9 protein-coding genes and 1 pseudogene are annotated in these 12,459 nt (G+C 52.0%); 9 read left to right on the top strand and 1 reads right to left on the bottom strand.

Going from position 1 to position 12,459, the window contains the following annotated elements; all coding sequences use genetic code 11:
- Positions 1–8 precede the first annotated feature (8 nt).
- The 4 genes and pseudogenes from MKY86_RS13660 to MKY86_RS13675 all read left to right on the top strand — a co-directional run bounded on the left by MKY86_RS13660 (position 9) and on the right by MKY86_RS13675 (position 6,121).
- The gene (locus MKY86_RS13660; protein ID WP_076077970.1) at positions 9–2,618 is read left to right on the top strand and encodes a hypothetical protein; all 2,610 of its coding nucleotides are present in this window, start codon (positions 9–11) and stop codon (positions 2,616–2,618) included.
- 54 nt (positions 2,619–2,672) lie between these two features.
- A pseudogene (locus tag MKY86_RS13665) lies at positions 2,673–3,338 on the top strand (ABC transporter ATP-binding protein); the annotation flags it as partial.
- 263 nt (positions 3,339–3,601) lie between these two features.
- Positions 3,602–4,993 carry an ABC transporter permease gene (locus tag MKY86_RS13670; RefSeq protein ID WP_340826997.1) on the top strand — a complete coding sequence of 464 codons (1,392 nt, stop codon included), beginning with the start codon at positions 3,602–3,604 and terminating at the stop codon, positions 4,991–4,993.
- Positions 4,994–5,020: 27 nt separating this feature from the next.
- A complete protein-coding gene (locus tag MKY86_RS13675) occupies positions 5,021–6,121 on the top strand; it encodes an efflux RND transporter periplasmic adaptor subunit (protein WP_076077973.1) in 1,101 nt (366 codons plus the stop codon).
- 368 nt (positions 6,122–6,489) lie between these two features.
- Here the strand turns inward: MKY86_RS13675 and nagZ are convergent, their stop codons facing one another.
- The gene (gene nagZ, locus MKY86_RS13680) at positions 6,490–7,836 is read right to left on the bottom strand and encodes a beta-N-acetylhexosaminidase (protein ID WP_083684807.1); all 1,347 of its coding nucleotides are present in this window, start codon (positions 7,834–7,836) and stop codon (positions 6,490–6,492) included.
- A gap of 114 nt (positions 7,837–7,950) precedes the next feature.
- On the opposite strand from nagZ, the gene MKY86_RS13685 reads away from it, so the two are divergent.
- The 5 genes from MKY86_RS13685 (at position 7,951) to MKY86_RS13705 (ending at position 12,281) form a co-directional block, all read left to right on the top strand.
- Positions 7,951–8,454: a ferritin gene (locus MKY86_RS13685; protein ID WP_036728710.1), complete on the top strand. Its 504-nt coding sequence runs from the start codon at positions 7,951–7,953 to the stop codon at positions 8,452–8,454.
- Positions 8,455–8,775: 321 nt separating this feature from the next.
- Positions 8,776–9,639 carry a cation diffusion facilitator family transporter gene (locus MKY86_RS13690; RefSeq protein WP_076077975.1) on the top strand — a complete coding sequence of 288 codons (864 nt, stop codon included), beginning with the start codon at positions 8,776–8,778 and terminating at the stop codon, positions 9,637–9,639.
- 191 nt (positions 9,640–9,830) lie between these two features.
- The gene (locus MKY86_RS13695; protein WP_076077978.1) at positions 9,831–10,736 is read left to right on the top strand and encodes an NUDIX hydrolase; all 906 of its coding nucleotides are present in this window, start codon (positions 9,831–9,833) and stop codon (positions 10,734–10,736) included.
- Positions 10,737–10,856: 120 nt separating this feature from the next.
- Entirely contained in the window at positions 10,857–11,270 is a 414-nt protein-coding gene (locus MKY86_RS13700) for a bacteriohemerythrin (RefSeq protein ID WP_083684810.1), read from the top strand.
- Positions 11,271–11,615: 345 nt separating this feature from the next.
- Complete coding sequence (locus MKY86_RS13705; RefSeq protein ID WP_076077981.1) at positions 11,616–12,281, top strand: HIT domain-containing protein; 666 nt, start codon at positions 11,616–11,618, stop codon at positions 12,279–12,281.
- Positions 12,282–12,459 lie beyond the last annotated feature (178 nt).

The raw sequence follows: 12,459 nt of genomic DNA on the forward strand, positions 1-12,459 counted from the left end.
GGAAATAAATGAGAAAGTATAGAGTTACATATGCTGCATTGCTGGTGAGTTCACTCGTTGCCGGCCAGGCGGCTGGCAGCATCACTGCGCCTGCTGCACATGCAGCCCCGGCGGCGAAGGCCCCCGCAGTATCCGCTCCGGCGGCATTCAAGTTCAATTCCGTTCCCATGGGTGCCGGAGTGACCGCAGTACTAGAGAATATCAACATATGGAGCCAGTCCAGCGGAAACATCTTGTCGTACACACTTAAATATACGAATTCCGGCAATTCAAGCGCAAGCCTGATGCATTATTTCTCACGCGTTGTCACTCCGGGAGGATCAGTACTTCCAGGTAATCCCTTAGGTGCGGATGCCCTGAAGAAGAAAGTTGGCGCCAAAGAAACCCTTAGCGTGACCTATTATGTAAATGTGGGACAAACCTCCTCTTTGCAGGGGATCAAAATCTCGATGCTGGTCTGGGATGCCAAGACGAAGGGGTATCTGAAGCAGACGGGATCTTTTGGAGTGCCCGCTAATTATTCAACTACGGCTGCAGTTGGAACAAGCCTAAGTACAGTCATGAACGACATTCCCGTCGCGGCCAGTGCTGACTCCCTCCAGCTCTACAAATACAGCGGCAAGGTCTATGCCAAAGTAGGGGTCAGTCTGACCAACAAGGGCAATAAAGTCCTCAGTGATCCGGGCTATTCGGCGTATCTGGTATCTGCGAGCGGCACCTCCTTCGAGCTGGCGCTGAGCGGTACACAGGCGGATTACAAGATTCAGCCGCAGGAGAAACGGAGCATTTATTATATTACGGAAATCCCGGCCTATCTCAAAACAGATAATATGAAGCTGCAATTCACGCAGAGAGACGAGACCACGAAGCTGGAGCTGGCTAAATCCTCTTATAAGCTGCCCGCAGCAAGCTCGCCTAATCTGGTAGTGGGCAGCGGGGTAGTCAAAAAGATTGTAGTAAATAACAACACGGTAGACACGCTGCTCAGCAATGCCAATGTGTACGCACAGGATGCAGATGCGGTATGGACGTTCCAGATGCAGCTTAAGAATACCGGCAACAAGGCGGTAACCCTGCCAAGCTACGACCTGGCAGTCAAATCGGTGAAGGGCAAGGTTTTTCCGGTGAACTCCAAAGGCGTAAGCGGAGTCACCCTCAAGCCGCTAGAGACCAAAATTGTACCGCTTACGGTTCGCGTACCGCTTGAAGTCGATCAATCCGGATTGCAGCTTATGATGATCGAATCAGTAGGCGCAGAGAGCTCAAGTATGCCTGAACCGAGCGGAACCGGCGAGACAACCGGAAATACCGGGAATACCGGAACGCCGTCCACTTCGCCTCCTGCAACACCGACTGCCAAAATGGTTTTCCCGGTAGCCTATTTCGTCATTCCTTATGCCCTGCGTACGGAGGTAACGACCGGCCAGGAGTATATGACCACGAATTCATACGGATCCTTCTCGTACAGTATAGAGTCTCTGCAGCGTTATCCTTGGAGAGATGATGATATCGTAGCTGCCAGACTGAGAATCACCAATACCCAGAACGTGTCTCTTACGCTGCCTGAGCTGAAGGGAACCATTAAGCTGGATAAAGAGAATCTGCCCGTGACTACAGAGCTGTATATGGACAATAAGGATGCTTCTGTCCTTGCGCCAGGGAAGTCGGCGGATCTGTATGTACTCGGCAAAATCGCCTATACCTCAGAGTTTCAGAATATGCGGATTGCCCTGAACGGCACACAGAATTCAGAGACCGTTCCGTTCCTGGATGTCAGCGTCAACAACTCGATTAACAGTATTCCGACCATCGAGAAGGGCAAGAGCTACACCATTAGCGGCAAAGGCAAAACGGCCAGTGTACAGGAGAACCGGACAACGATCTATCAAGGGGAGAGCCACAATCTGGTGTACACAGAGCTCTATCTGAGTAGTGAGGAGAAAAGACAGAGCAAAATGGCCCGTCTCCAGGCTTACTATAAGACCAAGGACGGCCAGTATTTCGAAGCGGGCACCAGCCAGTCGGAGAACAGCGCGTCTCCGGGTGCCAAGCAGCTCGTGGTCCTGTGGGCCAAGGTGCCTAAGGCTACGGACCTCGCGGATGTCTCACTCTACCTCGGTTCCGGTATCAAAGAGGGTAAGCTGATCGAGGCCAAGGAGGAAGCGACCGGATTCGTCAATGTGGCAGCACTTCAGCTGAATCCGCAGGCTAACGTACCGAAGAATACGCTGGAATCAACGGCATTATATCCTTATACGATTTCTGTTCTGACCTCTGAAGGCAAGCGGGTGAAGTCATCGGATACCCTGGATATTACTATGAATTACAGCCTGAGGAAGGATAACCTCTACGATGCAGGCGTGCTGGAGCATAAGCTGATTCTGCAGATTACCGATCCGTTCGGCATCGCGACCGAGAAGGTTCTTACACTGGGCACAGACCTGATTGAAGGGACGAACAACCAGTATTCCTTCTCCCTCAGCAGACCCGTGTACAAGACGATGGACGGCGGCGCTTATAAGTTAGCCTTCTATGATGAATTCCAGGGTGAACGTCTGATGCTGGGCAGCCAGGCCTTTGGAGTCACCAACGTGGTTCCGAACAAGACACAGGAATAATCGTCATTCGCTTAACTAAAACATTCTTGTATTTTTAAAAAAGGAGCAGCTTCCATGTTGCGTGTTGAAGATATTACGCATTCGTACAAAAGCGGTAATGAATGGACCTCCGTTCTTCATAAAATCAATTTTTCCGTCAAAAAAGGAGAAATGGTTGCCCTGCTGGGCAGTTCAGGTTCCGGGAAGTCCACGCTTCTCAACCTCATGGCCGGCTTGATGAAGCCCACGGAAGGTCATATCTACATTGCTGATCAGGACATTGTGAAAATGGGCGAGAATAAGCTGGCCGAGTTCCGCCGCAAGAATATCGGATTTATTTTTCAGGCCTATGAGCTAATTACCAGCCTGACGGTCCGCGAGAACGTGGAGCTGCCGCTGGTCTTCCAGTCAGTCTCTCCCAGGGCACGCAAGGCCAAGGCGCTGGCGCTGCTGGAGCAGGTGGGAATTCCCGACAAGGCGGATCTCTTCCCCTCGCAGCTCTCCGGAGGACAGCAGCAGCGGGTCAGTATCGCCCGGTCGCTGATCACAGAGCCGTCGGTCATCTTCGCCGATGAACCGACGGGGAATCTGGATTCCAAGACTGAAGAAGAAATTATCGGTATTCTGCTGAACCTGAACCGGACGATGAAGACGACTTTTATTGTCGTTACTCATGAATACAAGGTGGCTGAACAAATGCAGCGGATTTTCACGCTGAAGGACGGCTTCCTGGTCACTGAATCGCAGGCAAAACCGCAAGCAGATACAGAACCGCAAATAGAACCGCAGCTTGAGACGCAGACAGAAGTACAGGTTGAAGAGCAAATCGCTGAGGAAGCTGAACCGCAGACCATGGTAGAGGTTGAAGAACAATTAGCTGCAGGAGCTGAACAGGAAGCTGTAGAGCCAGTACCGCAGACAGCAGGAGCGGATGAAGATCCGCCGGCTGAGGAACCTGAACACCAGACCGCTGAGGAAGCTGATCCTGCAGAGGGAGGGAAGCCGTGAAGATCAGAGACATTTCACGGATGGCCTGGGAACAGGTCAAACGGCGCAAGGTGGTTACAGGTCTATGTATGACCGGGATATCCATCGGCTGCGCAGCAATTATCGTGGCTTTGAGCGTAGGCCAATCTGCACAGGTCTATGTAACGGAACAAGTTAATGCCAACTTCAAAATGGATGAGATTACAGTCTCGCCCGGCGGAGGACTTCCAACGAACGGGAAGAACGGAGGCGGGGGCGGCGGATCGGGTGAGGTGAATGAGAACCTCGACCCCGGCAAGCTGACCGATCAGAAGCTGAAGATCATCCAGGGGCTGAATCATGTGAAGGCGGCTTCGCCTTTTCATCAAGCAGGATATCTGCAGATGGTGACCATAGACAACAAGATCTCCGATGTTCAGGTCGTTGTCGCCGATCTGCAGAAGCTGACGGCGTACGACCACAAGTTCAAGCAGGGAGGGGCGAATGGCCAGCTCGGATCCATTGTGCTCAATCACGGGGCTACACTGGGCCTGATTGACCTGGAGACCCGGCAGAAGCTGTTCGATCAGATGAGTGCGGATCCGTTCAACCAGGAGCTGTACCAGCAATATGAAAAAATGGCCACTGTGCCTACTGAATTGTACCGCAAGCAGGTTCAGATTCAGGCGCAGGACTACAGCTCTACATCCCCGGTGTTCAAGCTTAGCTCACCCCTGCAGATCTCCGGAATTCTGGCGCTTCCCAAGGGGATGGATGAAATGCGGTCATCCTATGAGAAGATTATGTATGTGTCTCCCGAGACCGCACAGCAGCTCTCCAAGGAGCTTGCGTTCGATAATTCTACCACCAGTGTGCTAACTCTCCCGCCGGAGGGCAGCTACAACTCGATTACAGTCAAGGTGGACGATGTGGCGAACATCAAGCCGGTGGAGCAGATGATTCAGAAGCTGTCCCTGAACGCTCAAGACAATCTGTTCCAGCAGGAGATGCTGAAGGAGCAATTCGATATGATCAAAATGGCGGCTCTCGGCATCGGGGTATTCATCCTGATCATCGCTTCCATCTCCATCATAGTGGCCATGACCATGTCCACCCATCAGCGGCGTCGCCAGATCGGGATTATGAAGGTCCTGGGGGCTAACATGGGGCAGATCCGTAACATGTTCATTACCGAAGCTGCGCTTCTGGGGCTGCTCGGGGGCATGCTGGGTGTTGCATTCTCCTATCTCATTGTGATGGGGCTCAACAAGCTGGTAGGCAGTGCAGGGGACGGGATGAATTTCTTCATTCCGGCGATGAATCTGCCAGTCGGCATCTCCTTTGCCATTATGACGGGTGTACTGTCGGGGATATATCCGGCGATCAGTGCCTCCAGAACCGATGCATTAACCGCTATTAAACGAGACTAACCCTAAGCTAGAAAGGAAGCCGAAACGATGAAGAGGACTCTAAAGAAGAGCCTGAAATGGATCATAATCTTAGGTATCATCGGAACTGCCGGTTATTTCGGATATACCAAATTCTTCAAGGCTGATGAGACCGCTGATCTCCCGCCTGAACCGATGCAGGTGATCAGCTTCCCGGTAACGGAAGAGACGTTAACCAGCTCCGTACAGATCAAAGGCAGATCGCAATACCAGAAGGAGACGCTGGTCTATGCCCCCTTTGCCTCCAAGGTTACGGCCTGGAAGGTGGAGAACGGGGCCCAGGTGAAGAAGGGCCAGGTGCTCTTCACCCTGGATCAGAGCACACTCCGTAATGAGATTGCCACGGCTGAGGCAGCCGCCCGCAAGGCGAAGCTGGAAGGGGAGCTGAATGCTTTTGTCGCGCAGCAGGAGGATGATTCCTCGGCCCCGGCCGGTACAGAAGCGGAACGGCTGAAGGCCCTGGCTGCCCAGGAAACCGCCCGTCTGAGCGATGAGCTGAACCAGGTGAATGCCGAGATTCAAGCCAAAGAGCTTACGGAGAAGAAGGCGAAGCTGAACACTGCGGTATACCATGCTCCGGAGAACGGGATCTTCCTCTTCGACAGCAGTACGGAACGGCCGCAGACCGTCACCGACAATCAGTACATCGGTAAGATTGTGGACACGAACAAAGTAGAGTTCATAGCACAGGTCGGGGAGCAGGATATCTTCCGTATCAAAAAGGGCATGAAGGTGAAGGTGAAGATGACCGCCGTAAAAGATCTGGTCCTGGACGGAGAGGTAACCGGAGTGGCCAAGTTCGCCACGACGACCACCGGACAGAACACAGCTGGCCAGCTTCCGCAATTCGAGGTGGTCATCTCCATGCAGCCGGACGAGCATTTGATGGGCGGCCTTAGTCTGAGCGGAGACGTCGAGACCTCGCGCAAAGAGAAGGCGGTAGTTGTATCCAATATCGCCGTCATCCGTGAAGGGGATCTGGCCTTCGTTATGGTGGACAAAGGAAACGGCCAATACGAACGCAAAGAGATCAAGACTGGAATGGAAACAACCGATAAAACAGAGGTGCTGTCGGGACTGAAGGCAGGAGACACCGTGGTTCTGCAATAGTTGACAGCCCCAAACCGTATATAGCCCCAAACCTGGTTGATTGCCGGGTTTGGGGCTTTTTGAATAGAAATTATAGGCGTGAGTGGCGCGCGGCGGATCATCTAAGTGGAAATAGTACATCTAATTTATGGTCGCAGGAACAATTACTTATAGCAGTTGGATAAATAACACTTAATCAGACCGAATTCTGCTGAGATTATGGGGCTTGGTGGATTAAATGTACTTTTTCCAACTGCTTCCTCACAGCGCATAGTTTCGGCTTAATTAAGTGCCTTTTTTCCAACTCTGACGGTTCATCCCAAGGGTTAGTGGAGTAAACTTCCCCTAAGTATATAAATGGTTGAGAGTGTACCGACTCCGCTTGTTAGCTACTTGTTCTGCTGATACGGCTTACGCCAAGCCTGGATATCACTGTTCAGTCCGGCGAGATCCGGCAAGGACACCGCTTCGTCTGTTAATTGATACTTGGCCTTCAGCGCCAGAATACGGTAGACACTCTCGTCAATCCGGGCTTCGGAGATGCGGCCGTTCTTGACACTGTCCAGCAGTGCGGCGCGTACGGCTTGCTCGTTCTTGTATTCATGCGCGACAAGCAGGATATCGCTTCCGGCCAGCACGGTATCTACTGCCGCAGCAGGGAGACTGTAATTCTTGACGATTGCGCCCATGGTCATGTCATCCGTAATGACTACCCCTTCGTATCCCATCAGCCCGCGGAGCTGCTGGCCGATAATCACTTGGGACAGGGAGGCGGGCTTGTCCGGGTCGAGCTTCGGATATAGAATATGGGCCACCATTACAGCATCGGCCTTCTCCCTGATCGCTGCCTGGAATGGGAGCCATTCCAGTTCTGCCAGCTGGTCCTCTGTCTTGTTGATGACCGGCAGCTCCAGATGTGAGTCTACAGAGGTATCGCCATGGCCCGGATAATGCTTGACCACGGGAATCACGCCTTCACGCTCGAACCCCTGCATCTCGGCAATGCCGAGCCGGGTGACCAGCTCTGCGCTGCTGCCGAAGGAACGGTCACCAATCACCGGATTATCCGGGTTGCTGTTGATGTCTAGCACCGGCGCAAAGTCCATATTGAAGCCGGAGGATTTCACCGCCCTGGCAAGCAATTCGCCCATCGTTCCGGCAGCAGCGGCATCATCTCCGCTGCCGACAGCAGCGTTCGATGGGAAGGTGGCATAGTCATCGGGGAGACGGCTGACCTTGCCGCCTTCCTGATCGACACTCATGAACAGCGGTGCGGGATTCCCCGCATTGCTCTGCTTCAGGGCGTTGGTCAGCTGCACCAGCTCCTTGAGGCTGCCGACATTATTAGAATACAGAATGATTCCGCCGACCTTATCTTCGGCAATCATCTTGCGTGCTTCAGCTCCTGCCGCCTTGCCTTGGATGCCGACCAGCAGCATCTGCCCGATCTTCTCCTCCAGAGTCATTCCGGCGAGCTTCCGGGAGACCGGGTCAGGAGTGGCTGAAGCCTCTGGTGACGGTGTCACTGGGGCTTCGGTTGCCACAGGCACTGGCGTCTGTGCGGCAGCCGGAGAGGCTGACACCGCTGCCGGGGCAGAGCCGGGGTTAACCTGTGCAGCGGCATTTCCATTCCCCTCACAGCCGCTTGCCAGCAGCAGGCAGGCGGAGGCGGCGAGCAGGAGGAGAGCACGGCGGGGTGGAGTATTGTTTATTTTTTGACGGCTGTACCATTTCATAGGGGGATCTTCCTTTCGTTTGCGGTTTGGCGGATAAGGATGATAGAATGAATAAGACATTACATATGATCTGCTTCAAGCATAATCAATACTATAGGATGAGGTGACCTGTCAATGAAAGAGCAATTAATGAACACGCTTAATGAACAAATGAATTTCGAATTCTATTCTGCTCATGTCTATCTTGCGATGGCTGCGTATTGTTCCGGTGAGAGCCTGGACGGATTCGCCAATTTCTTTCTGGTGCAGGCTGAAGAAGAACGGTTTCATGCCATGAAGATCTACAAATTCCTGAATGACCGGGACTACCGGGCCACCCTTGCGGCGATGCCTGAACCTAACAATGAGTATAGCTCCATGCTGGATGCGTTCGAGCATGCCTTCGCCCATGAGCAGCAGAATACGAAGAAGTTCTATCATCTGGCGGATCTGGCCCTGGATGAGCGGGAGCATGCGACTATCTATTTCCTGAAATGGTTCATTGATGAGCAGGTGGAAGAAGAGGCACTCTTCAGCAACATTATCGCCAAGCTCAAACGGATCGAAACCGACAGCAATGCCTTCTATATGCTGGATGCAGAATTTGCAGGACGTTCATTTACACCGCCAGCGGAGTAGAGGACAGCTAGGGTAACCAATCATACGCAAGCTTAGCGGCATTCTCCTGAAGAGGGGAAGCCGCTTGTTTGTGTGCGCCGACCCAGGGTCCTCATATACTTAGACTACGTTTTGCGAGAAAAGTTACACGGCCTGTCAGCAGCTGATAAGCTGCAAAGTTGAACAAGGGCAAAGAATGTAGGGAGCCGCAACTTACTTCCGGATTGCCAACTCTATTTAGCGGGGTTAACTCTTGCGCTGTACGGCAACACTGTTTCTCTAGACCCACCCGTAAGTCAGCGTGTAGTATGGAACAATACTAATCTTTGGAGGTCCTTTTTCTTGGAAAATTACAGCGATATCAAACAAAGTGAAAAAGGAGCATGGCTAAGTCTTTTAGCATACATACTCTTATCTGCCGTCAAATTATTCATAGGAACGGTGTCAGGCTCTCAGGCACTCCTGGCTGACGGGCTGAATAACAGCACCGACATTATTGCTTCCCTGGCCATTCTGACCGGACTTCGGATTTCCCGCAGACCCCCGGATTCGAACCATGGCTATGGTCATTTCAGAGCAGAGACAGTTGCCGCACTGGTCGCCTCTTTTATCATGATTGCTGTAGGCTTTCAAGTGCTCTATCAGGGTGTGAACAAATTCATTCAGCCTGCGCTGGAGACCCCTGATCTGATTGCCGCATGGACGGCAGCTGCCTGTGCTGTGGTTATGATCGCAGTCTACCGGTACAACATCAGGCTTGCCCGCAACCTCAACAGCAATGCAATGCATGCAGTGGCACAGGATAACCGTTCGGATGCGCTGGTCAGCATGGGAGCCTTCGTTGGTATTATCGGCTCACAGTTCGGCATTCCCTGGTTAGATCCGCTCACAGCTACGATTGTCGGATTGCTGATCTGCAAGACGGCCTGGGATATTTTCCGCAAAGCTACACATGACCTCACCGACGGCTTCGATGCCGGTAAGCTTGAGCTGATGAAGCAGACGGTGGCTGAGATTGAAGGTGTGGAGTCGATTAAGGATATCAAAGCCCGTATTCACGGTAATAATGTGCTGGTCGATACTACAGTACTGGTGGATTCCAGTCTGAATGTGGTGCAGAGTCACGATATTACGGAGGAGATCGAAGATCAGCTTAAGGACCGTCATCAGGTCTCTACCGTACTTGTCCATATCGAACCGATGTGATCAACAGGTGCACAACAAGAATAGGCTACATGAATTGCCTTGCTTTCGGGTGGGGCGATTTTTTGTGCTGTATTGGGAAAACGTTCATCCTCCTGGCCCGGACTTGCCCGCATTCCATTAACATGTATATAATATCAATATGTTATTAACAATCGAATCCTATTAATTGATTAAAGACAAGGAGAATATCCATGCCAAATCAACCAGTAACCGACTCTAACGGCTTGAACGAGGAGCAATTCCTGCAGAATTATAATGCGGTCAACTACGAACGTCCGTCTGTCACCGTCGATATGCTGATCTTCACCGTGATGGAGCAGGAGCAGAATAACTACCGCAAGCTGGCGGATAAGTCCTTACAGCTCTTGCTGATTCAGCGCGGGGAGCATCCTTTTCTGGGACAGTGGGCCTTGCCGGGAGGGTTCGTAGGGATCAGTGAGAGCGTAGAGGAAGCAGCCCGCCGGGAGCTGTATAGCGAGACTAATATCGATAATATCTACATGGAGCAGCTGTATACCTGGGGCGATGTAGACCGTGATCCGCGGATGAGGGTGATCAGCTGCTCCTACATGGCGCTCGTGGACCGCAAGGCTCTGGACGTACAGGCAGGGGATGATGCAGCCGCAGCCGCCTGGTTCGACATCTCATACCACATTCTGGAGACCCGCCGCGAGGTGCTGGAGCAGGACGTCCGTCAGGAGACACTGGTGGAGATTATACTGGAGAGTGAGCAGGAGAAGCTAAGCGGGGTGGTCAAGCTTACCGAGACTATTCAAGGGCATGTCCGACAGGTCAGCCGTGAGATCGTGCGCAGCGCGGGGTTTTCTTTTGACCATCTGCTCATGGTGCAGTATGCCATCGAACGTCTGCGCGGCAAGGCGGAATATACCGATATTATCTTCAATCTGATGCCGCCGTTGTTCACCTTGTCCGAGCTGCAGCGCGTGTATGAGATTATCCTCGGCAAAGAGCTGCTCGCCGCCGCCTTCCGCCGCAAAATCGCAGAGCGGGTCATCGAGACGGATCAGAGCACCCGGGATGCAGGACACCGTCCCTCGAAGCTGTACCGGTATAACCGGGAATGGAATTTATTTTGAGAATGCCCTTCTGTCCGGCAACGCTGCCTTGTGATGTTCTTAATAGAACTTTCATAGGGAAAAGCAGACAATTAGTTATATTTTGACTATTGTGTTTATGGCAAAGGACAGGGTGAGCCTATGATTAGCTGGAAGGATTCGTATGATATCGGAGTAGAAAAGATTGATTGTCAGCACAGGCAGCTGCTGGTGAAGCTGAACGACTTTTTTGACGCTTGCAGCAACCAGCAGGGCAAAGAAAAGATCGAAGAGACGTTGAGGTTCCTCAAGGATTACACCGTGGAGCATTTCGGCAGTGAAGAGCAGCTGATGAAGAATATCGACTTCCCGGAGCTGACGGAGCATCAGAAGACACACGCTGAATTCGTGCAAACGGTGTTGGAACTGGAGGAGACGATCAAGACCAAGGGCGTATCCGTGTTATCCACGATCAAGCTGAACCGGACGCTGACGGATTGGCTGATCAATCACATTCACAAATGCGACAAGCTAATCGGTGAATGCATCGCGGCCAAGGGCAACCGGGCGGTCTAACTGAATGATCGGGAACAAGGAAATGCTGTAAGGCATTTCTTTTTTTATATTAGCTGCTTGGACCGGATGCGCCGCGTAGGCCAAATGTAATCGAAAAACCGATCACAATTGGACTGGGCGCTCTGCGTAGGCCAAATGTAATCGAAAAACCGATCATATTTGAACTGGGCGCTCCGCGTAAGCCAAATGTAATCGAAAAACCGATTACAATTGGACTGGGCGCTCTACGTAGGCCGATTGTAATCGAAAAACCGATCACAAATGGACTGGGCGCTCTACCCAGGCCGAATGTAATCGAAAAACTGATTATTATAGTATTCAGTTTGTTTAAGGGGGAGGAACATCATGGATTGCCTGGGGTGCAGAATTGCGAACGGGGTGGAACCCGGCCTGAATATCGTCTATGAGAATGAATATATCACCTGTGTACTCGATATCTATCCCTTCAATGAAGGGCATACCCTGATTCTGCCGAAAAAGCACTATTGGGACGTCGATGAGATGGATGCGAAGACTGCACATACTGTTATGGAGGCTTCACAGAAGCTCGCCGCGCTGCTCAAATATCTGTACCAGCCGGACGGGATCAGAATCATTGCCGACGGCGGTAAATTCAACGATCTGACCCACTATCATATGCATGTGCTTCCCCGGTATGAGGGAGACGGGCTACTGTGGGGAGAACCGCTGCGCCCGGACGGAGCAGGGGAACGGCTGGGCGAGACGAGACGGAGAATGGTAGAAGCGTTAGTAGAGAGAGAACCTATGCTGAAAAAAGCGATGGACACACTAGAGTTTCTAAGTCAGGACGCGGCAGCGCGAATGGCTTATGATGCCCGAATGAAGGCGCTGAGCGATGAGCATTCCCGTATTGAAAGTGCTGAAGAAAAGGGTAGAGCGGAGTCAAGCAGAGAAATAGCTATCAGGCTTCTGGATCGTGGCATAGACCTGCAAACCATTTCCGAAGCCACCGGCTTATCGGTTGAAGACATTAAGGGACTGAGACAATAAGCAAAAGCGAAGGGTCTAATTCAGCTGGTTGCACACAGTTACACACTACTAACTACGTATCACTAATTTAAGCATTCCATGGACGGCAGCCGCAGGGCTGTCTTTCTTTTTCCTTTTTTTCCAAGGGGAACTCAGGTTTATCACAGGTTGACGGCACAGTTTATACCTGGTGAATACT

Origin of the sequence: Paenibacillus sp. FSL R7-0333 (assembly GCF_038000365.1) — a bacterium.
GTDB classification, from domain to species: domain Bacteria; phylum Bacillota; class Bacilli; order Paenibacillales; family Paenibacillaceae; genus Paenibacillus_AQ; species Paenibacillus_AQ silagei.

Coding starts and splice junctions, on each gene's coding strand:
- MKY86_RS13675 (WP_076077973.1), top strand. CDS start 5,021: ATGAAGAGGACTCTAAAGAAGAGCCTGAAATGGATCATAATCTTAGGT.
- MKY86_RS13700 (WP_083684810.1), top strand. CDS start 10,857: ATGATTAGCTGGAAGGATTCGTATGATATCGGAGTAGAAAAGATTGAT.
- MKY86_RS13705 (WP_076077981.1), top strand. CDS start 11,616: ATGGATTGCCTGGGGTGCAGAATTGCGAACGGGGTGGAACCCGGCCTG.
- MKY86_RS13660 (WP_076077970.1), top strand. CDS start 9: ATGAGAAAGTATAGAGTTACATATGCTGCATTGCTGGTGAGTTCACTC.
- MKY86_RS13695 (WP_076077978.1), top strand. CDS start 9,831: ATGCCAAATCAACCAGTAACCGACTCTAACGGCTTGAACGAGGAGCAA.
- nagZ (WP_083684807.1), bottom strand. CDS start 7,836: ATGAAATGGTACAGCCGTCAAAAAATAAACAATACTCCACCCCGCCGT.
- MKY86_RS13685 (WP_036728710.1), top strand. CDS start 7,951: ATGAAAGAGCAATTAATGAACACGCTTAATGAACAAATGAATTTCGAA.